We start from the raw sequence: 21,059 nt of genomic DNA on the forward strand, positions 1-21,059 counted from the left end.
ATTTCGGGGGCACGACGACGATCCTATAGGCGCTCGACGAACGGGCGGAATCGCATCCTGATGTGTGCGATCCGGGCCGCGCCGCCAGTGTCGTCGGCCTGCGAAACCGTCATGACACCTGGGACACTAGATCCGCTCGATGATGGTGCCCGTCGACAACGCGCCGCCGGCGCACATGGTGATCAGCGCGGTGGCCTGGTCGCTGCGCTCCAGCTCGTGCAGTGCCGTGGTGATCAGCCGGCTGCCGGTGGCGCCCACCGGGTGGCCCAGCGCGATCGCGCCGCCGTTGACGTTGACCCGCGCCATGTCCGGGTTGTGCACCCGCGCCCAGGACAGCACCACCGACGCGAAGGCCTCGTTGATCTCGACGAGGTCGATGTCGCCGATCTTCATGCCGGCCTTCTCCAACACCTTCGAGGTGGCCTGCACCGGCCCGTCCAGGTGGTAGTAGGGCTCGGCGCCGACCAGCGCCTGGCTGACGATCCGTGCCCGCGGCCGCAGGCCCAGCGCGCGGGCTTTGTCTTCGTCCATCCACAGCACCGCGGCCGCGCCGTCGGAGATCTGCGACGACGTCCCCGCGGTGTGGATTCCGTTCTCCAGCACCGGTTTCAGCGCGCCGAGTCCCTCCAGGGTGGTGTCGCGCAGGCCCTGGTCGCGGGACACCATGTGCCGCTCGGTGGTGGGTTGGCGCTGCTCGTCGAGCACCGGTGCTTCGATGGGCGAGATCTCCCGGTCGAAGCGACCCTCGTCCCAGGCGCGCTTGGCGTGCTGCTGAGAGGCCAGGCCGAACTCGTCGATGTCGGCGCGGGTGATGCCGCGCCGCTTCGCAATTCGCTCGGCGGCCTCGAACTGGTTGGGCATGTCGATGTCCCACGACTCGGCCCGCCAGTTGTGGTCCGGTCCGGCGTTGGCGCCCAGGCCGACCCGGCTCATCGCCTCGATGCCGCAGGCGATGCCGACGTTGATGGCGCCGGCCGCGATCAGCCCGGCGATCAGGTGGTTGGCCTGCTGACCGCTGCCGCACTGGCAGTCCACGGTGGTGGCGCCGACGTGTTCCGGCAGACCCGCGGTCAGCCACGCCACCCGGGTGATGTTGTTGGACTGCTCGGCATACTGCGTGACGCAGCCGCCGATCGCCTGCTCGACGTCACCGGCGGTGAAGCTGGTGTCCAAGCCGGCCTTGTCCACGAGGGCGCGGTCCACGAGGGCGCGCTGCACCGCGCCGAGCAGTTCGGTGGCGTGCAGGCCCGACAACCAGCCGTTGCGTTTGCCGATCGGGCTGCGGGTGGCTTCGACGATGACCGGGTTACCCATGGGGCCAGGCTAGAACACGTTTCATTACTCTGACAAGCGACGATGTCGCCACCCTTTTGGTCTGCAGCGGAGGCGTGTTTTACTGGCACTAGATCACGTCGCAAACAGGAGCGCACGCATGGCCGAGTCCCTTCTTCCCCCCGGGTTCGACTTCGTCGACCCCGACGTCAACGTCAAGGGCCTGCCGGTGGACGAATTCGCCCGGCTGCGCCGCACTGCGCCCGTCCATTGGGTTGCGCAGGCGCCCGGTAAGGGGGGCGGCTTCCACGACGGCGGTTACTGGGCGATCACCAAGCACAGAGATGTCAAAGAGGTGTCGTTGCGCAGCGACGTCTTCTCCAGCCTCGAGAACTGTGTGATCCCCAGGTTCAGCAACGACACCCCACGCGAGAGCATCGAGGTTCAGCGGTTTGTGATGCTCAACATGGACGCGCCGCACCACACCCGGCTGCGCCGGATCATCTCCCGGGGGTTCACGCCGCGGGCCATCGAGGGGCTGCGCGGTGAGCTGAGCGCGCGGGCGCAGAACATTGTCAAAACCGCGGCGGCGCAGGGCTCCGGCGACTTCGTCGAGCAGGTGGCGTGCGAACTGCCGCTGCAGGCGATCGCCGAGCTGCTCGGGGTGCCGCAGGAAGACCGCGACAAGCTGTTCCGCTGGTCCAACGAGATGACCGGCAGCGAGGATCCCGAATACGCCCACATCGATCCGCAGGCCCCGTCCGTCGAGCTGATCTCCTATGCGATGCAACTGGCCGCCACCAAGGCGGAGAACCCGGGCGACGACATCGTCACCACGCTGGTCAACGCAGACATCGACGGGGAAAAACTCTCCGACGACGAGTTCGGGTTCTTCGTCGTGATGCTCGCGGTCGCCGGCAACGAAACCACCCGGAACTCCATCACCCACGGCATGATCGCGTTCTCCGAACACCCCGACCAATGGGAGCTGTTCAAGAAGCAGCGCCCGCCGACCGCCGCCGAGGAGATCGTCCGGTGGGCCACCCCGGTCACGTGCTTCCAGCGCACGGCGCTGCGCGACTACGAGCTGTCCGGGGTGCAGATCCGGGCGGGGCAGCGGGTGGTGATGTTCTACCGCTCCGCCAACTTCGACGAGGACGTCTTCGACGACCCGTTCGCGTTCGACATCCTGCGTGACCCCAACCCGCATGTGGGTTTCGGTGGCACCGGCGCCCACTACTGCATCGGCACTCACCTGGCCCGTCTGACGATCAACCTGATTTTCGACGCGGTCGCCGACCACATGCCGGACCTCTTGCCGCTGGCGCAACCGCAGCGGCTGCGCTCGGGGTGGCTCAACGGCATCAAGCACTGGCAGGTCGACTACACGGGACGTCATCATCCCGATTTGGGCCCGGTGGTGCACTGATGGATTTCACGCCGGACCCGGCTCAGCAGGCTGTCGCCGACGTGGTCACGTCTGTGCTGAGCCGGGAGACCACCTGGGACGCGCTGGTTGCCGGGGGCGTGACGGCCCTGCCGGCGCCCGAGCGCCTCGGTGGCGACGGGGTCGGCCTCGCTGAGGTGGCGACTGCGCTGACCGAGATCGGACGCCACGGCTGCGTCGGCCCGGCGCTGGCCACGCTCGGGTTGGGTGCGGTGCCGCTGCTGGAGCTGGCGTCCGAGGTGCAGCAGGACCGCTACCTCGCCGGCCTGGCCAAGGGTTCGCTGCTCACCGCTGCGCTGAACGAACCCGGCGCCGCGCTGCCGGATCGGCCGACGACCCGGATCGCGGGAAACCGGCTGTCGGGCACCAAAGTCGGCGTGGCCTACGCCGAACACGCCGACTGGATGATCGTGACGGCCGACGGCGGGGTCGTCGTGGTGTCGCCCGGCGCCGACGGCGTGGCGCTGACCAAGACGCCGGCCTCCAACGGGTCTGACGAGTACGTGGTGACGTTCACCGAGGCGGCGGTTGACGGTGTGCTGGAGGGGGCGAGCGCGCACCGGGTGAACCAGCTGGCGCTGGCGTTCGTCGGCGCCTACGCGGCCGGCCTGGTGGCCGGTGCGCTGCGGTTGACCGCCGACTACGTGGCGAACAGACACCAGTTCGGCAAACCGCTTTCCACCTTCCAGACGGTGGCGGCTCAGCTGGCCGAGGTCTACATTGCCTCGCGGACAATCGATTTGGCGTCACGATCGGTGATCTGGCGACTGGCCCAGGGATACGCCGGCGATCATGTGGCCGACGGCGACCTCGGTGTGCTCGGCTACTGGATCACCTCGCAGGCGCCGCCCGCAATGCAGATCTGCCACCACCTGCACGGCGGGATGGGCATGGATGTCACCTATCCGATGCACCGCTACTACTCGACGATCAAGGATCTGATCCGGCTGCTGGGTGGGCCGTCACATCGCCTCGACCTGGCGGCGATCGCGAGCGCGGCGGAGCCGGGCGTGGCGGGTCGCCGCCCAGAAAACCAACTGGGAGCGCAATGTTCATCGACTTGACACCCGAGCAGTGGCAGCTGCAAACCGAACTGCGGCAGTACTTTTCGAACCTGATTACGCCCGACGAGGCGAAGGAGATGGAGGCCGACCGCCACGGCGAGGCCTACCGGTCGGTGATCCGCCGGATGGGCCGCGACGGCAAGCTCGGTGTCGGGTGGCCGAAAGAGTTCGGCGGCTTGGGCTTCGGCCCGATCGAGCAGCAGATCTTCGTCAACGAAGCCCATCGGGCCGACGTGCCGCTGCCCGCGGTGACGTTGCAGACGGTGGGCCCCACCCTGCAAATGTACGGCAGCGAGATGCAGAAGCAGAAGTTCCTGCCAGCGATCCTGGCCGGCGAGGTGCACTTCGCGATCGGCTACAGCGAACCCGAAGCGGGCACTGACCTGGCGTCGTTGCGCACCACGGCGGTACGGCAGGGCGACGAGTACGTCGTCAATGGCCAAAAGATGTGGACCACCGGCGGACACGACGCCGACTATGTCTGGCTGGCGTGCCGCACCGACCCGGATGCCCCCAAGCACAAGGGGATTTCGATCCTCATCGTCGACACCAAAGACCCGGGTTATTCGTGGACGCCGATCATTTTGTCCGACGGAGCCCACCACACCAACGCCACCTACTACAACGACGTTCGGGTGCCGGCCGACATGCTCGTCGGCGCGGAGAACTGTGGATGGCGGCTGATCACCACCCAGCTCAACAACGAGCGGGTGATGCTCGGCCCCGCCGGCCGTTTCGCCGGCATCTACGATCGGGTGCATGCGTGGGCGTCGAGGCCGGGTGGCGACGGAGTCACCCCGATCGACCACGACGACGTGAAACGCGCGCTCGGCGAGATCCGGGCGATCTGGCGGATCAACGAGCTGCTCAACTGGCAGGTGGCGGCCGCGGGCGACGACATCAACGTGGCCGATGCCGCGTCGACGAAAGTTTTTGGCACCGAGCGGGTTCAGCACGTCGGGCGGCTCGCCGAGGAGATCGTCGGCAAGTACGGCAACCCCGCCGAGCCGGACACCGCCGAGCTGTTGAGTTGGCTGGACTCCCAGACCAAACGCAACCTCGTCATCACCTTCGGCGGCGGCGTCAACGAGGTGATGCGGGAAATGATCGCCGCGTCGGGTCTGGGCGTACCAAGGGTCCCCCGATGACCGACATCCAGGCCGCCGTCGAGCAGGTCAAGGCGGCGGGAAAGAGCAAGCCGCGGGTGGGCCGCGACCCGGTGAACCAGCCGATGATCAACAACTGGGTCGAGGCGATCGGTGATCGTAACCCGATCTACGTCGACGAGGAGGCGGCGAAGGCCGCCGGGCATCCCGGAATTGTGGCCCCGCCGGCGATGATCCAGGTGTGGACGATGTCGGGGCTGGGCCGCGCCCGCGCCGACGACGACCCGCTGGGCCGAATCCTCGGGCTGTTCGACGCGGCAGGGTATGTCGGCGTGGTCGCCACGAACTGCGAGCAGACCTACCACCGGTATCTGCGTCCGGGGGAAGAGGTTAGCGTCGCTGCCGAACTCACCGACGTCATCGGGCCCAAACAGACCGCACTCGGCGAGGGTTACTTCATCAACCAGCACATCAGCTGGCAGGTCGGCGACGAGGACGTCGCCGAAATGAACTGGCGCATGCTCAAGTTCCGGCCACGGCACGCCGACAAACCTCCGGTTCCCGACGACCTGGATCCGGTGTCGCTGATGCGGCCGTCGTCGTCGCGGGACACCCGGTTCTTCTGGGACGGGGTGGCCAGGCACGAGCTGCGCATCCAGCGGCGCCCGGACGGCAGTCTGCAGCATCCGCCGGTGCCGGCGATCTGGCAGGGCCCCGCCGAGCCGATCGACTACGCGGTGGCCAGCGGCAAGGGCACGGTGTTCAGCTTCGTGGTGCACCACGCGCCCAAAGTTCCGGGCCGCACGGTGCCGTTCGTTATCGCCCTGGTCGAATTGGACGAAGGTGTGCGGATGCTGGGCGAGCTGCGCAACGCCGACCCGGCGCGGGTGCAGATCGGAATGCCTGTCCGCGCAATGTATCTCGACTTTCCGGAGAGTGATTCCGGCCCGGCCTGGACCCTGCACGCCTGGGAGCCCGACGCGTGAACGCTCCGACGGTGGGCACCACGTTGCCGGAATTCAAGCTGTACGCCGATCCGACGTTCATCGTGTCGACCGCATTGGCCACCAGGGATTTTCAGGATGTCCACCACGACCGGGACAAGGCGCAGGCCAAAGGCTCCAAGGACATCTTCGCCAATATCCTCACCGACACCGGCCTGGTGCAGCGCTACATCACCGACTGGGCCGGCCCGCAGGCGGTCGTGAAGTCGATCGCGCTGCGACTGGGCGTGCCGTGGTATGCCTATGACACAGTGACGTATTCCGGCGAGGTGACCGCCGTGACAGACGGCCTGGTGACCGTTGACGTGCTGGGCCGCGACAGTCTCGGTGATCACGTCATCGCCACCGTGACGTTGACGATCGGCGCTGACGATGCTGTCCGGTAAGGCCGCGATCGTCGGGATCGGCGCCACCGACTTCTCCAAGGACTCCGGCCGCAGCGAGCTGCGACTGGCCGCCGAAGCGGTGCTGGATGCGCTGGCGGACGCCGGGCTCACCCCCGCCGACGTCGACGGCATGGTCACCTTCACGATGGACTCCAACACCGAGGTCGCCATCGCACGAGCCACCGGGATCGGGGAGCTGACCTTCTTCTCCAAGATTCATCACGGCGGCGGTGCGGCGTGCGCCACCATCCAGCAGGCCGCCATCGCGGTGGCCACCGGTGTCGCGGAATGCGTTGTGGCGTATCGGGCTTTCAACGAACGCTCGGGTATGCGGTTCGGGCAGGTGCAGACCCGGCTGGTGGAGAATGCCGATTCCACGGGCGTCGACAACTCGTTCTCCTACCCCCACGGTTTGAGCACGCCCGCCGCGCAGGTGGCGATGATCGCCAAGCGCTACATGCACCTGTCCGGCGCGACCAGCCGCGACTTCGGCGCGGTGTCGGTGGCCGACCGCAAGCACGCCGCCAACAACCCGAAGGCGTACTTCTATGAAAAGCCGATCACTATTGAGGACCACCAGAATTCGCGGTGGATCGCCGAGCCGTTGCGGCTGCTGGACTGCTGTCAGGAGACCGACGGCGCGGTGGCGATCGTGGTGACCTCGTCTGCGCGGGCCAAGAACCTCAAGCACCGGCCGGCCGTCGTCGAGGCGGCCGCGCAGGGGGCCGGCCCCGACCAGTATTCGATGGTCAGCTATTACCGGCCGGAGCTTGGCGGCCTGCCGGAGATGGGTCTCGTCGGCAGGCAGCTCTGGGCGCAGTCAGGACTGAAGCCGGCTGACATCCAGACCGCGATCCTCTACGACCACTTCACCCCGTTCACGCTGATTCAGTTGGAGGAGTTGGGTTTCTGCGGCTGGGGCGAAGCCAAGGACTTCATCGCCGACGGGGCGATCGAGATCGGCGGGCGGTTGCCGCTGAACACCCACGGCGGCCAGCTGGGCGAGGCCTACATCCACGGTATGAACGGTATCGCCGAAGGAGTGCGGCAGCTGCGCGGCACGTCGGTGAATCCCGTGCCCGACGTCGAGCACGTGCTGGTGACCGCTGGTACCGGGGTGCCAACGTCGGGTTTGATCCTGGGCTGAGTGTCGTCGCGCACCCAGCGTGAAGTTAGGTGCACTCCCGTCGCGCCGCGGTGAAGCCAGCTTCACGCTCGTGCGGCGGACCAGCGGTGAAGTGACGTAATCGCCGGCTCGTGCGAGGCTGCGCCGATGGGGGAGCCGTTTATTGGCAGCGAAGCACTCGCCGCAGGCGCGCTGACCAAGGGCCAGTTGGCCACCTCCCACACTCGGTTGTTTCGCGATGTCTACATCTCGCGCCACAGCGACGTCACCGCCGTCGACCGCGCCACGGCCGGGTGGCTTTGGTCGCGTCGTCGCGGTGTCGTTGCCGGCTTCTCCGCCGCGGCGCTGCACGGCAGCAAATGGGTCGAGGCGATGCGGCCCGCTGAGCTCATCCACGACAACCGGCATCGCCTCGGTGGTCTGGTAGTGCACACCAATACCCTCGAGCCTGACGAGATTCAGACCATTGCGGGGGTGCCGGTGACGATCCCGGCGCGTACCGCGCTTGACCTGGCCTGCTGGTACCCGACCCTGGCGGCTGTGCCGGCGATGGACGCACTGACCCGCGCAACCGACCTAAAATTCGCCGACGTGGAATTGCTGATGCAGCGGTATAAGGGCCGTCGTGGCCTACGCCGTGCGCGGGTATCGATGGACTTGGTCGATGCGGGAGCAGAATCTCCGAAAGAAAGCTGGCTGCGGCTCATTTTGATTCGGGCCCGGCTGCCCAGACCGAAGACGCAGATTCGGGTCTATGACGAGCTCACCGGTAGGGTGGCCTACCTCGACATGGGGTGGGAGGATCTCAAGGTCGCCGCTGAATACGATGGCGAACACCATCAAAGTGATCTACGCCAATACCGCCACGACGCCAAACGCCATGAGATGCTGCAACGCCTCGGCTGGATCGTGATCAGAGTGCTCGCAGGCGACCGAGAGCCTGAGATCATCCGCCGCGTCCGGGCCGCGCGGGCTCGACGTACACCACTACCGACACGACAGTGAACGTGGGTTCACTGACAGTCGTCCGCCGTGAACCTAACTTCACGCTCGCCGTAGCTCTACCCCGGACAGCACCACAGCGTTTTCGCGCGACGGCGCGACGACGCTGGCCAGCAGCCGGCCGTCGTCGCGCCAGACGCCGGCGCGCAACGTCTCGCCGGGGAACGCCATCCCGGCGAAGCGGGCGCCGTAGGACGCGACCCGGCTGACGTCGCTGTCGAGGCACGCATCGACGAGCGCCTTGCAGGTCATGCCGAAGGTGCACAAACCATGCAGGATGGGCCGTGTAAAGCCTGCGGCAGCGGCGAACTCGGGATCGGAGTGCAGCGGGTTGCGGTCCCCGCAGAGCCGGTAGAGCAGCGCCTGCTGCGGCAGTATCGGGATGTCGAGTTCGACGTCGGGTGCCCGATCCTCCACCGACGACCCGCCCCCTGACGGCCCGCGCTCGCCGCCGAAGCCGCCCTCGCCGCGGGCGTAGATCGACCGACGCTGAGTCCACAGCAGGGCCCCGTCGGGCGTGGTCACGACGGTCTCAGACCAGATCACTGCGGCCTTGCCCTTGTCCCAGATGTCCGTCAGCCGCGTCACCGCGCGGGCGCTGCCGGACGGCGGCAGCGGTGCCGGCACACTGACCTGCTCGGAGGCGTGCAGCACCTTGGCCAGCTCGACGTGGACGCCGGGAAACCTGACGGCCGGCGGTTCGGTGGCGTGGAAGGTGGCCGCCACACAGCCGAATGTCGGCAGCACCTGCGGAGCACCGTCGGCAAGGTAGCGCAGCTCCTGCGGGTCCATCGGATCTGCCCCGGCGCCCAGGGCCAGCTGGTAGAGCTGCACATCGGTGCTGCTCCAACGGAATTCGACCGGCTCGAGCTCGGCGCCGAGTGCGGCGTCCAGGTCGATCGGCATATCAGCGGGTCTCGGCGATGTGCAGGGCCGCCACGTAGCCGAACGTCATCGCCGGGCCGATGGTGCCGCCCGGGCCGGGATAGGTGTGACCCATCACCGGAGCGCTGACGTTCCCGGCCGCGTACAACCCGTCGATGACGCTGCCGTCGTCGCGCAGTGCCCGGGCGTGCACGTCGGTGCGGATACCGCCCTTGGTGCCCAGATCGCCCGGCACCATCTTGGCCGCGTAATACGGCGGGTGGCTGATCTCGCCCAGGTTCGGGTTCGGCTTGTTGGTCGGGTCGCCGTAGTAGCGGTCGTAGGCGCTCTCGCCGCGGTGATGGTCCTCGTCGACGCCCGAGCGGGCAAATCCGTTGAAACGCTGCACGGTTGCCAGGAAATCATCGATGGGCAGCCCGGCCTTGCCGGCCAGCTGCTCGAGGGTGTCCGCTGCGACGATCACGCCGGAGTCCACCCATTTGCTCGGAATGCGTTGCCCCGGTTGCAATCCCGCGAAGATGTAGCGGTCCCGATACCGCTGGTCGAACACCAGCCACGCCGGGATGTTCTCGCCCGGGCCGGGCCCCTGGCCGTATTTCCCACCGTACATGCGATGACACGCCTCGACGTAGGGCATCGACTCGTTCATGAACCGCTTGCCTGACATGTTGACGATGATCGACCCCGGCGAGTTGCGCTCCGACAGCGCGAACCACGGCGCGCCCACCAACGGCACGGTCGGGCCCCACCACGCGTCTTCCATCAGATCCACGGTTGCACCGAGCTTTTCAGCGGCCACGATGCCGTCGCCGGTATTGGCCGCCGCGCCCACCGTCCACTCGGTGGTGATCGGAGCGCGCTGGTATTTGATGCGCATCTGCTCGTTGTGCTCGAAGCCACCGCACGCCAGGATCACCCCGCGCCGTGCCCGGATGAGCGTCGGCTCGCCGGCATCGGTAGCGCTGTCGGCGACGTACACGCCACGCACCGAGCCGTTTTCGACGTGCAGATCGGTCAATGCGGTGTTCAACAGGACGGGGACGCCGGCCTGTCGCAGACCGATCCGCAGCGGACCGATCAGCGCACGGCCCATGCCGACCAGGTTCTGACCGGTTGCCTTCGCCCACATGGTCCGGACACCGACCTTCACGCTGCGCAGCATACCGCGGGGATGGCGCTTCAGCTGGTTGAGGCGCACGTAATCCTGTTGCATCACAACAACATTCAGGGGGACCTTACCGTATGGTGGCTCCAGCCCGGCCAGGTCCGGCCCGAGCGTGCCGGCGTCGAAGGGCTTCGGCTCGATCGACCGGCCGCCCGGACGTCCGCCGGGGGCTTCCGGGTAATAGTCGGAATATCCCGGCACCCAGCACATTTTCAGCGGCGTGTGTGCGAGCACGAACGAGAGCATCGCGGGACCGCGCTGCAGGTAGGTGTCGATCCGCTCCGGCTCGACGACGTCGCCGACGATGCCGTGCAGATAGGTGCGGGCCGCCTCAGGGGTGTCGGAGACGCCGTCGCGCCGCAGCACCACGTTGTTGGGAATCCAGACACCGCCGCCCGAGCGTGCTGTCGACCCGCCGTAGTGCGCGGCCTTCTCGACGACGATCGTCGACAGGCCCCGGTGCGCGGCAGTCAGCGCAGCCACCATGCCGGCGCCGCCGCTGCCGACCACGACGACGTCGTACTCCCGGGCTGTCATGTAGAACACGTTATAGAATTGCTCCGGCTGGGCGCTACCGGCCCGGTCACACCGACGAGGGGACTTCGGTCGAATGATCCCGGTTGCCATCCGTGACGCGCTGGCCGCCGACCTGGCGCAGGCCGAACGGAGCCGCGAGCCGGTCGCCCCGCTGACGGCCGCGCACCCGCAGATCGACGTCGTCGACGCCTACCAGATCCAGTTGGTCAATATCCGCCAGCGGGTCGCCGAGGGTGCCCGGGTGGTCGGGCACAAGGTGGGCCTGTCCTCACGAGCTATGCAGCACATGATGGGGGTCGACGAGCCGGACTACGGCCATCTGCTCGACGACATGCAGGTGTTCGAGGACTCTCCGGTCGAGGTGGCGCGCTACCTGTACCCGCGGGTGGAGGTGGAGGTGGGTTTCATCCTGGCCGACGACCTGCCTGGCGCGGGGTGCACCGAGGGCGACGTGCTGGGTGCGACGGCCGCGTACGCGCCGGCGATCGAGTTGATCGACAGCCGGATCACCGACTGGAAGATCGCGCTGTGTGACACCATCGCCGACAACGCCTCTTCGGCCGGCTTCGTCCTCGGCGAACAGCGGGTGGCGCCCGCCGACATCGACATCACCGCGATCGAGGCGGTGCTGACCCGCAACGGAGAGGTGGTGGCCGAGGGCCGCAGCGACGCGGTGCTGGGCAACCCGGCGACGGCGGTGGCGTGGCTGGCCCGCAAGGTAGAAAGCTTCGGGGTGCGGCTGCGAAAGGGCGACATCGTGCTGCCCGGCTCATGCACCCGAGCGATCGACGCTCGGCCCGGTGACACCTTCGTCGCCGACTTCGCCGGTCTGGGCTCGGTCCGGTTGTCGTTCGAATAGAGGAGCGCCAGTGCCTACAAAAGCCTCAGTCGCCATCGTCGGATCGGGCAACATCAGCACCGACCTGCTGTACAAACTGCTGCGTTCGGACTGGCTGGAGCCGCACTGGATGGTCGGGATCGACCCGGACAGCGAAGGCCTCAAGCGGGCGCGCGGCTTCGGTCTGGAGACCACCCACCAGGGAGTCGACTGGCTGCTGGAGCAACCCGAGAAGCCGGACCTGCTGTTCGAGGCGACCAGCGCCTACGTGCACACGGCGGCCGCCCCGCGCTACGCCGAAGCCGGGATCCGGGCCATCGACCTGACACCCGCGGCGGTCGGCCCAGCGGTGATCCCACCGGCGAACCTGCGTGAGCATCTCGACGCGCCGAACGTCAACATGATCACCTGCGGCGGGCAGGCGACGATCCCGATCGTGTACGCCGTCTCGCGGGTGGTGGAGGTGCCCTACGCCGAGATCGTGGCCAGCGTGGCGAGTGTTTCAGCCGGGCCGGGCACCCGGGCCAACATCGACGAGTTCACCAAGACCACCGCCCGCGGCGTGGAGACCATCGGCGGCGCGCGACGCGGCAAGGCGATCATCATCCTCAATCCGGCCGACCCGCCGATGATCATGCGCGACACCATCTTCTGCGCCATCCCCGAAGACGCCGACCGCGACGCGATCGCGACATCCATCCACGACGTCGTCGCCGAGGTGCAGACTTATGTGCCCGGCTACCGGCTGCTCAACGAGCCGCAGTTCGACGAGCCGTCGCTCAACTCCGGCGGGCAGGCCGTGGTCACATCCTTTATCGAAGTGTCGGGGGCCGGCGACTACCTGCCGCCGTATGCGGGCAACCTCGACATCATGACCGCGGCGGCCACCAAAGTGGGCGAGGAGATCGCCAAAGAAACACTCAGTGTTGCTGGAGGCGCGCGATGACTATGTGGGACGTGCGGATCACCGACACCTCGCTGCGCGACGGGTCGCACCACAAACGGCACCAATTCAGCAAAGACGAAGTCGGGGCGATCGTGGCAGCACTGGACGCCGCCGGCGTCCCGGTGATCGAGGTGACCCACGGCGACGGCCTAGGCGGGTCGAGCTTCAACTACGGCTTCTCCAAGACGCCCGAACAAGAATTGATCAAATTGGCCGCTCAGACAGCCAAAGAGGCCAAGATCGCGTTTTTGATGCTGCCCGGTGTCGGCACCAAAGACGACATCAAACAAGCGCAGGACAACGGCGGGTCGATCTGCCGCGTCGCCACCCACTGCACCGAGGCCGACGTGTCGATCCAGCACTTCGGGCTGGCCCGCGAACTGGGCCTGGAAACCGTCGGGTTCTTGATGATGGCCCACACCATCCCGCCGGAGAAGCTGGCCGCGCAGGCCCGCATCATGGCCGACGCCGGCTGCCAGTGCGTGTACGTCGTCGACTCCGCCGGCGCACTGGTCCTGGAGGGTGTGCGCGACCGGGTGGCCGCACTGGTGGCCGAGCTCGGCGACGACGCGCAGGTGGGCTTTCACGGGCACGAGAACCTCGGGCTCGGGGTGGCCAACTCGGTGGAAGCGGTCCGTGCCGGCGCCAAGCAGATCGACGGTTCCTGCCGGCGGTTCGGGGCCGGGGCCGGCAACGCGCCGGTGGAGGCACTGATCGGGGTATTCGACAAGATCGGCGTCAAGACCGGCATCGACTTCTTCGACATCGCCGACGCCGCCGAGGACGTGGTGCGCCCGGCGATGCCGGCCGAATGCCTGCTCGACCGCAACGCCCTGATCATGGGGTACTCCGGGGTGTACTCCAGCTTCCTCAAGCACGCCGTCCGGCAGGCCGAACGCTACGGGGTGCCGGCCCACCAGCTGCTGCACCGCGCCGGCCAGCGCAAGCTCATCGGCGGCCAGGAAGACCAGCTCATCGACATCGCGCTGGAGATCCAGCGCGAGCAGGCCGGCGGTCACGCCGTCACGCACTAGACCCGGCGTTTCCCGGGCAACGGCATGCATAGCCCACGCAAAGATAGCGGACGTAGCCTGGCCCGCATGAGCACATCTAAGACAGTCGACCCTCGTCGCCGCGGGTTGTACGGCCTGCTCGCCGGCGGGTTGCTCGCTGCGACCGCCGCGACGGTGATCGCGCTGCCCTTGGCGGGCACAGCCAACGCGGATCCACCGTGTGATCAGACCGTCGGTAATTCCATCAACGACTACCTGTTGCGGCATCCTGACCTCCATCGGCAGCTTCAGCACGACGCGCAGGCGGAGAACGGTAACGGCAACGTTATCGACTACCTGAACCGGCACCCAGATCTGCGACAGCATCTGATCGATCTGTCGCAGCAGTGCGTACCGTAGCCGGCATGTGAGCGCGCGTCGTCGCTGACCGCCCTCGGCGACACGCAAAATGTCCGCCCATTGACGGAAACTAGAACACGTTCTAGCGTCGAGGCGTGTTTTCCCAGCCCCTTGCCGAGGCGATCGCCGAAGCCGAGACGCTCGTCGCCGCCGCGCCGCACATCGAGACCGAAGCAGACCTGCTCGAGGGGCTGCAGTACCTGGCCGGCTGTGTCGCCGCCTGCACGCATGTTGCGTTCGATTACGACCGTGACCACCCATTCCTGCTGTCGGGCACCGGGCCGTTCACCAAGATGGGCCTGGACAACCCGGACACCCTCTACTTCGGCTGCCGGGTGCACGCCGGGCACGACTACCTGGTGACCGGGACACGGGGCACCACCACGGATGTGAGTTTCCAGCTGCTCGGGGGTGAGTACACCGACTCGGGTGTGCCCGTCAGCGAGGCCGCTTTCGACGACCGGGAACTCGACATCGCCGCCGACGGCAGCTTCCAGTGGCAATTCCGCCCGACCGGACCCGCTCAACTGTTGATCCGCGAGGTCTACGGCGACTGGGCGCAGCGGCGCGGCACGGTGGCCATCGCGCGGTGCGACACCGCGGGCACCGCGCCGCCGCCGCTGAGCCGTGCGATCATCGAAAAGCGTTATGCCACAGCAGCAAAGCAACTCGTCAACCGGGTGAAGACATGGCTTGCCTTCCCGCAGTGGTTCTACCTGAACATCCCGGTCAACACCATGGTGGCGCCGCGGCTGACCCCGGGCGGCCTGGCGACCCAGTACTCGTCGGCCGGTCACTTCGACCTGCGGCCGGATCAGGCGCTCGTCATCACCATCCCGGTCAGCGACGCGCCCTACCTCGGGTTCCAGCTGGGCAGCCTGTGGTACATCTCGCTGGATTACATCAACCACCAGACGTCGCTGAATGCCGGCCAGGCGCAAGCGGATCCCGACGGCAAGGTCCGCATCGTCGTCGCCGACCAGAACCCCGGAGTGACCAACTGGGTCGAGACGCTCGGGCATCGCCGCGGGTTCCTGCAGTTCCGCTGGCAACGGGTGTCGTGTCCGCTCACCGACGCCGACGGCCCCGGCGTCGAACTCGTCGACGTCGACTCTGTCCCGGCGGTGCTGCCCTACCACGAGCACAACAAGATTTCCGAAGAAGCCTGGCGCGCACGAATTGCCCAGCGCCAGAATCACATTGCCAACAGAATGCTGGGGTAGAAATGACCGGAATGCTCGACGGCAAGGTCGTGGTGATCAGCGGTGTGGGGCCCGCGCTGGGCACCACGTTGGCGCGGCGCTGCGCACAGGACGGCGCCGACCTGGTGCTGGCTGCCCGCACCGCGGAACGCCTCGACGACGTCGCCAAGCAGGTCGCCGACACCGGGCGACGTGCGATAGCGGTGGCCACCGACATCACCGACGACGACCAGGTGCAGAACCTGGTGGACTCCGCGCTCGCGGCCTACGGCAAGGTCGACGTGCTGATCAACAACGCGTTCCGGGTACCGTCGATGAAACCGTTGGCCGCCACCACGTTTGCGCATATCCGGGACTCCATCGAACTCACCGTGCTGGGCGCGTTGCGGCTCATCCAGGGCTTCACCCTGGCGCTGGCCGAGTCCAAGGGCTCGATCGTCAACGTCAACTCGATGGTGATCCGGCACTCCGACGCCAAGCACGGGGCGTACAAGATGGCCAAGTCCGCCCTGCTGGCGATGTCGCAGTCGCTGGCCACCGAACTCGGCGACCAGGGCATCCGCGTGAATTCGGTTGCGCCCGGATATATCTGGGGTGACACCCTGAAGGGATACTTCGCCCACCAGGCCGGCAAATACGGGACCACCGTGGAGCAGATCTACACCGCCACCGCCGCCAAATCCGACCTGAAGCGGCTGCCCACCGAGGACGAGGTGGCGTCGGCCATCTTGTTCCTGGCCGGCGATCACTCCAGCGGTATCACGGGTGCGACGCTCGACGTCAACTGCGGTGAGTATCACACCTGATGGCCGAGCGCACCGACGTCGGAACCGTCGACGAGCTGCACGCCTCGGCAACCAAGCTGGTCGGCCTGGACGACTTCGGCGCCGACGACGACAACTACCGCGAAGCCCTGCGCGTACTGCTGGACTCCTACCGGAGTGAGGCCAACCTGACGCCGTTGGGCAGCAAGATGTGTCGGTTCTTTCTGCGCGGTGCGCTGGCGGCCAGACTGGTGTCGGAAGCGTCGTGGAAGCAGTATCCCGAGCACGCCGACGTCGTCATCCGCCAGCCGATCTTCGTGACGGGCCTGGTGCGCACCGGCACCACCGCGCTGCACCGGCTGCTCGGGGCCGACCCGGCTCACCAGGGCTTGCAGATGTGGCTGGCCGAATATCCGCAGCCGCGGCCGCCACGCCACACCTGGGCGTCCAACCCGGTGTATCAGCAGATCGACGCGCAGTACACCATGCACCACAACGAGAATCCCGGTTACACCGGGCTGCACTTCATGGCCGCCGACGAGCTCGAGGAGTGCTGGCAGCTGCTGCGGCAGTCGCTGCACTCGGTGTCCTACGAAACGCTGGCCCATCTGCCGAGTTACGCGCAATGGCTGTCGCGACAGGACTGGACTCCGGCCTATCGGCGGCACCGCAGGAACCTTCAGCTGATCGGTCTGGGCGACGCCGACAAGCGGTGGGTGCTGAAGAACCCCAGCCACCTGTTCGCGTTGGACGCGTTGATGGCGACCTACCCCGACGCGCTGGTCGTGCAGACCCATCGACCGGTCGAGACCATCATGGCCTCGATGTGCTCACTGGCCCAGCACACCGCGCAGGGCTGGTCGACGACATTCGCCGGCGCGCAGCTCGGCGACGATGCGATGGACACCTGGTCGCGCGGGCTGCAGCGGTTCAACTCCGCACGCGCCACCTACGATCCCGCTCAGTTCTACGACGTCGACTACTCCGATTTGGTCGCCGATCCGCTGGGCATGGTGGCAGATATCTATCGGCATTTCGGGCTGACCCTCACCGATGCGGCCAGCCGGGCGATCAAGCGCAGCCATGCCGAGAGCCAGACCGGTCCGCGGGCTCCGCGCCACACCTATGCGCTGTCCGACTACGGGCTCACCGTCGAGGTGATCAAAGAGCGCTTCGCCGGGCTCTGATTGCTCATCGCCGCGCAGCCGCCGCCGCGACCCGATGCCTGCCGATGCAGCGCAATCACCGGGTCGAATTTGTCCGGCGTGGTTCTTACATGCGTCAGCAGTGTTTACTCGTGCTGATTTCTCGTGGCGTCCGATAGGCGCGGACTGCACGAGTTTCTACTCAGACTGATTCGAAATACTCGCCCTGGACGTCGACCGTGCAATCGGTGCGGATCAACCGACGTTTCCGCGGGTCGGGTTCATGCTGCCGGGCCGGGCAGCGATGCTGTCGTCATACGCTTGCAGCAACCTCACATTTTCCTCGCAGCGTGATCGCAGATCCGTGTACGTAAATAATCGGGTCGTAACACCGAGCACCAATAGCGAGGTCGCGCCTCGGTGTTAGCAGAACCAGGAATTGCGCGCCGATTGCGCCGCGGACAATAGTCCGGGGAGCGCGAGCAACGTCGTGTCCGTTACCGGGCAGTCGGTGTGCGCCACGGGTCAGGGCGATTTGCCGGCGCAGGGAGGGATGGCTATGCACACCGTTGAGGCCGGGTGGGTGCACCGAGATTGTGGCCGCGGTCAGCACGCTGGTGACGGGCCTGTTAGGACCGCCCCGCACGTTCTCGCCGGCGCCCGCGACACCGGCCCCGGGGTGGCGGCCTGCGCCGAGCTGTCGACGACGGGCTCGGTTCGTCGATGCGCCATTCGTCGATGCGCCAGGGCTTGTCGTGCACAATTCCGTGCAGAGCGCCGCGGACCGCGGTCAGCGTTCCACGAAACTCGGAAGATCCTCTAGGGAGGTGTGGTGCTGGATTTCGCAGCGCTGCCTCCGGAGGTCAATTCGGGGCGCATGTATGCCGGGCCGGGGCCGGGGCCGATGCTGGCCGCCGCGGCGGCGTGGGATGTGCTGGCCACCGAGCTGGAGTCCACCGCGGCCGGGTATGCGGCGGTGTTGTCGGGCCTGACCGGCCGGGCCTGGTCGGGTCCCGCCGCGGCGGCGATGACGGGCGGGGTGACCCCGTATGTGGCGTGGCTGCAGAACACCGCGAGTGTGGCCGAGCAGACCGCGGCGCAGGCCATGGAGGCGGCGGCGGCCTACGAGGCGGCGTTCGCGGCCACGGTGCCTCCGCCGGTGGTAGCGGCCAACCGGGCGACGTTGATGGCGCTGATCGCGACCAACTTCTTCGGGCAGAACACCCCGGCGATCGCGGCCACCGAGGCGCACTACGCGGAGATGTGGGCCCAGGACGCGGCCGCGATGTACGGGTATGCCGGGGCCTCGTCGTCGGCGAGTGTGCTGACCCCCTTCGGCGAGCCGCCGGCCACCACCGACCCGGCCGGGCTGGGCACTCAGGCCGCGACGGTGGCCCGAGCGGCCGGCACTGCGGTCAGCGGCGAGGTGACGACGCTGGCTCGGCTGATCGCGGCGCTGCCCACCGCGCTGCAGCAGCTCACCTCGACCGGGGCGGCGTCCAGCGCGGCGGGTGTGCCGCTGTTCGGCACGACGACGCTTTTCAGTTCGGAAGCCATCTTCGGCGTGCAGGGCCTGCTGGGGCCCACACTTTTTGGGCAGAACAGCTTTTTCCTCGCCAACAGCGCTTTTCGCGCCAACTCGCAGGTCAACCTGGGCACCAGGATCGTGGGGATAAAGGACAAGCTCGAGCGGGAAGCCGCGCAGGCCGCCAAGTACGCGCAGAAGTACGCCACCAGCGGGCTCGGCGCCGGGCTCGGGTCGGCCCCCCGGGTGTCGGCGGGGATGGGCCAATCCGGGCTGGTGGGGTCGTTGTCGGTGCCGCCCGGTTGGGCCGCCGACCCGGTGGCGATCCGCCCGGCCGCGCTGGCGCTGCCCGACCCTGGACCTGCCGGCGTGACGGCCGCCGCCGGTGCTGTCGCGCCACCGGAGCCGATGCCGGGCAGCGTGTTCAGCCAGGGCCTGATGAGCGCGCTGTCGAAAGACGCCGGCCAGCCGGTGCACCCGAAGTCCAAACCCGTACTCGTGCGTAATGCGGCCTCCGAGCGTGGCGGTCGCGTGAGCACCCGAAGTTGAACACAGAGAAGGGAAACTGACCATGGATTACGGAGCGTTGCCCCCCGAAATCAACTCCGGCCGGCTGTATTCGGGTCCCGGCACAGCGCCGCTGCTGGAGGCGGCGACAGCCTGGCAGCAGCTGGCCAGCGAGCTGAATTTCTCCGCTGCCTCCTACGGGTCGGCGATCGCCAACCTGACCAGTTCGGGATGGCAGGGCCCGGCGTCGTCGGTGATGGCAGGCGCGGTCGGTCCCTACGTGACCTGGCTGCACACCACCGCCGCCCAGGCCGAACAGACCGCCGCGCAGGCCACAGCCGCCGCCGGCGCGTACCAGACCGCGTTCGCGGCCGTGGTGCCCCCACCGCTGATCGCGGCCAACCGCACCCAGTTGACGGCGCTGATCGCCAACAATTTTTTCGGGCAGAACAGCCCGGCGATCGCGGCCACCGAAGCCGCCTACGACCAGATGTGGGCCCAGGACGCCGCGGCGATGTACGGCTACGCGGGCGCCTCGGTGTCGGCGACCCAGTTGGCCCCGTTCAGCCAGCCTCCGCAGACCACCAACCCGGCCGGGCAGACAGCGCAAACCGCCGCCGTCGCCCAGGCCGCCGCGACCGGCGCCGGCCACGCCCAGGCCGCCGCGAGCAGCTCGTCGCTGCTGTCGCAGCTGAGCACGGCCCTGCAGAGCCTGGTCTCGCCCGCTTCGGCATCCTCGGCGTCCGCGTCGTCGGGTATCGTGCCGGTGATCGCCGGGGAGCCGATCACCACATACGGCATATTCGGTTTCAGCTCGGCCTTGTCAACCAACGACGAGGCCTTCCGGCTCATCGCGTTGGCGACCAGGCTCCTCGGCTTTCAAACCAGCGCGGTGCGCGACTTCGCCCAGGGGATCGGGCCGTTCGACCCATTTTTCGGCGTCCCGCTGCCGTCAACGGCCGCCAGTGTCTCGGCCGCGTCGGCAGTGATGGGCCGAGCCAGCCAGGTCAGCGCCCTGTCGGTACCGCCGAGCTGGACCGCGATCAGCGAGCCGGTCCAGACAGCGGCCGTGACTCTGCCGGCCGGCGCCGATGCGCAGGACGTCGCCGGCCTGCCCGGCCCGATGTTGTTCGGCGAAACCCTGCTCGGGACTCTGGCCGGACGAATGGTCAGCGCCGCCGCCGCCAAATCCCGGGAAAACAAAGACAAAACCAACAACAAAGTGATCCCCCGATCGCCGGCCGCGGGATGACCTCCGCCGAGTCCGGCTGCGGTCCGCGCCGTGCGCACGAGGGTGAGCGGAGTACTCAGCCGTCAGCGAGCGGATCCACGAAGCCCTCGGCCACCGCGTGCGCGATGCTGTCGGTCAGCTTCGGGCAGGCCTTGGTCCGCGCGCTGTCACCGCCGGCGGCACGGATCTCAGCGAAGTGGGCGCAGCGTTGCGATGCTTCGGTATTCCATTGCACCGCAGTATGACCCGGCCCCAGCTTCTTCACGCTGACCGTGACATGGCAGAACCGGCAGTCGACCTGCTGCAGACCCGATGTCAGGTAGCGCTGGCGGTCGGCTTCGGTGGCTGCGCGCACTGCTGCCGCATGACCGAGATCACCAGCGAAAGGCATTGCCTTAGAACAGGATCCGCTGCGGCGACCGGGCGCAGAGGTATCCGGGTCGTCGTGGCCGCCACGCAGCCGAACCATCGACCGAGCCAGCCGGTCCACGTCAG

General features: G+C 67.6%; 20 protein-coding genes. 16 read left to right on the top strand and 4 right to left on the bottom strand.

Going from position 1 to position 21,059, the window contains the following annotated elements:
- Window positions 1-126 precede the first annotated feature (126 nt).
- Entirely contained in the window at window positions 127-1,314 is a 1,188-nt protein-coding gene (locus ABDW21_RS01410) for a steroid 3-ketoacyl-CoA thiolase (protein WP_343602501.1), read from the bottom strand.
- 118 nt (window positions 1,315-1,432) lie between these two features.
- On the opposite strand from ABDW21_RS01410, the gene ABDW21_RS01415 reads away from it, so the two are divergent.
- The 7 genes from ABDW21_RS01415 (at window position 1,433) to ABDW21_RS01445 (ending at window position 8,410) form a co-directional block, all read left to right on the top strand.
- Window positions 1,433-2,701: a cytochrome P450 gene (locus ABDW21_RS01415; protein WP_343599109.1), complete on the top strand. Its 1,269-nt coding sequence runs from the start codon at window positions 1,433-1,435 to the stop codon at window positions 2,699-2,701.
- The gene (locus ABDW21_RS01420) at window positions 2,701-3,783 is read left to right on the top strand and encodes an acyl-CoA dehydrogenase family protein (protein ID WP_343599108.1); all 1,083 of its coding nucleotides are present in this window, start codon (window positions 2,701-2,703) and stop codon (window positions 3,781-3,783) included. The genes ABDW21_RS01415 and ABDW21_RS01420 overlap by 1 nt, the downstream gene beginning before the upstream one ends.
- Window positions 3,768-4,931: an acyl-CoA dehydrogenase FadE29 gene (gene fadE29, locus ABDW21_RS01425; RefSeq protein WP_343599106.1), complete on the top strand. Its 1,164-nt coding sequence runs from the start codon at window positions 3,768-3,770 to the stop codon at window positions 4,929-4,931. Before ABDW21_RS01420 ends, fadE29 begins: the two co-directional genes overlap by 16 nt.
- Window positions 4,928-5,875 carry a bifunctional MaoC family dehydratase N-terminal/OB-fold nucleic acid binding domain-containing protein gene (locus ABDW21_RS01430; RefSeq protein ID WP_343599104.1) on the top strand — a complete coding sequence of 316 codons (948 nt, stop codon included), beginning with the start codon at window positions 4,928-4,930 and terminating at the stop codon, window positions 5,873-5,875. The genes fadE29 and ABDW21_RS01430 overlap by 4 nt, the downstream gene beginning before the upstream one ends.
- Window positions 5,872-6,279 carry a MaoC family dehydratase gene (locus tag ABDW21_RS01435; protein WP_343599102.1) on the top strand — a complete coding sequence of 136 codons (408 nt, stop codon included), beginning with the start codon at window positions 5,872-5,874 and terminating at the stop codon, window positions 6,277-6,279. Before ABDW21_RS01430 ends, ABDW21_RS01435 begins: the two co-directional genes overlap by 4 nt.
- Window positions 6,266-7,426 (top strand): lipid-transfer protein, encoded by a 1,161-nt coding sequence (locus tag ABDW21_RS01440; RefSeq protein ID WP_343599101.1) that lies wholly within the window; start codon window positions 6,266-6,268, stop codon window positions 7,424-7,426. Before ABDW21_RS01435 ends, ABDW21_RS01440 begins: the two co-directional genes overlap by 14 nt.
- Window positions 7,427-7,552: 126 nt before the next feature.
- Entirely contained in the window at window positions 7,553-8,410 is an 858-nt protein-coding gene (locus tag ABDW21_RS01445; RefSeq protein WP_343599100.1) for a hypothetical protein, read from the top strand.
- Window positions 8,411-8,449: 39 nt separating this feature from the next.
- Here ABDW21_RS01445 and ABDW21_RS01450 read toward each other — a convergent pair whose 3' ends face one another.
- On the bottom strand, window positions 8,450-9,313 hold the full coding sequence (locus tag ABDW21_RS01450) for a MaoC/PaaZ C-terminal domain-containing protein (protein WP_343599099.1): 864 nt from the start codon (window positions 9,311-9,313) through the stop codon (window positions 8,450-8,452).
- A gap of 1 nt (window position 9,314) precedes the next feature.
- Entirely contained in the window at window positions 9,315-10,994 is a 1,680-nt protein-coding gene (gene kstD / locus ABDW21_RS01455) for a 3-oxosteroid 1-dehydrogenase (RefSeq protein WP_343599097.1), read from the bottom strand.
- Between the two features lie 73 nt (window positions 10,995-11,067).
- Here kstD and ABDW21_RS01460 point away from each other — a divergent pair, with 73 nt between their 5' ends.
- The 9 genes from ABDW21_RS01460 (at window position 11,068) to ABDW21_RS01500 (ending at window position 20,585) form a co-directional block, all read left to right on the top strand.
- Window positions 11,068-11,853 (top strand): 2-keto-4-pentenoate hydratase, encoded by a 786-nt coding sequence (locus tag ABDW21_RS01460; protein ID WP_343599096.1) that lies wholly within the window; start codon window positions 11,068-11,070, stop codon window positions 11,851-11,853.
- A gap of 10 nt (window positions 11,854-11,863) precedes the next feature.
- On the top strand, window positions 11,864-12,778 hold the full coding sequence (locus ABDW21_RS01465; protein WP_343599095.1) for an acetaldehyde dehydrogenase (acetylating): 915 nt from the start codon (window positions 11,864-11,866) through the stop codon (window positions 12,776-12,778).
- Complete coding sequence (gene dmpG / locus ABDW21_RS01470; protein ID WP_343599093.1) at window positions 12,775-13,812, top strand: 4-hydroxy-2-oxovalerate aldolase; 1,038 nt, start codon at window positions 12,775-12,777, stop codon at window positions 13,810-13,812. The genes ABDW21_RS01465 and dmpG overlap by 4 nt, the downstream gene beginning before the upstream one ends.
- A 66-nt stretch (window positions 13,813-13,878) precedes the next feature.
- Complete coding sequence (locus ABDW21_RS01475; protein WP_343599091.1) at window positions 13,879-14,190, top strand: hypothetical protein; 312 nt, start codon at window positions 13,879-13,881, stop codon at window positions 14,188-14,190.
- Between the two features lie 95 nt (window positions 14,191-14,285).
- Window positions 14,286-15,413, top strand: a complete 1,128-nt coding sequence (locus ABDW21_RS01480) for a hypothetical protein (protein ID WP_343599090.1) — start codon at window positions 14,286-14,288, stop codon at window positions 15,411-15,413.
- Between the two features lie 2 nt (window positions 15,414-15,415).
- Window positions 15,416-16,198, top strand: a complete 783-nt coding sequence (locus ABDW21_RS01485) for an SDR family oxidoreductase (protein ID WP_343599088.1) — start codon at window positions 15,416-15,418, stop codon at window positions 16,196-16,198.
- Complete coding sequence (locus ABDW21_RS01490) at window positions 16,198-17,343, top strand: sulfotransferase (protein WP_343599086.1); 1,146 nt, start codon at window positions 16,198-16,200, stop codon at window positions 17,341-17,343. Before ABDW21_RS01485 ends, ABDW21_RS01490 begins: the two co-directional genes overlap by 1 nt.
- Window positions 17,344-18,133: 790 nt before the next feature.
- On the top strand, window positions 18,134-19,375 hold the full coding sequence (locus ABDW21_RS01495; RefSeq protein WP_343709977.1) for a PPE family protein: 1,242 nt from the start codon (window positions 18,134-18,136) through the stop codon (window positions 19,373-19,375).
- A gap of 22 nt (window positions 19,376-19,397) precedes the next feature.
- Window positions 19,398-20,585, top strand: a complete 1,188-nt coding sequence (locus ABDW21_RS01500; RefSeq protein ID WP_343599084.1) for a PPE family protein — start codon at window positions 19,398-19,400, stop codon at window positions 20,583-20,585.
- Window positions 20,586-20,640: 55 nt separating this feature from the next.
- On the opposite strand, the gene ABDW21_RS01505 is transcribed toward ABDW21_RS01500, so the two are convergent.
- Entirely contained in the window at window positions 20,641-21,033 is a 393-nt protein-coding gene (locus ABDW21_RS01505; protein WP_343709987.1) for a hypothetical protein, read from the bottom strand.
- Between the last annotated feature and the right edge of the window lie 26 nt (window positions 21,034-21,059).

It is taken from the genome of Mycobacterium sp., assembly GCF_039583805.1.
Lineage (GTDB): Bacteria > Actinomycetota > Actinomycetes > Mycobacteriales > Mycobacteriaceae > Mycobacterium.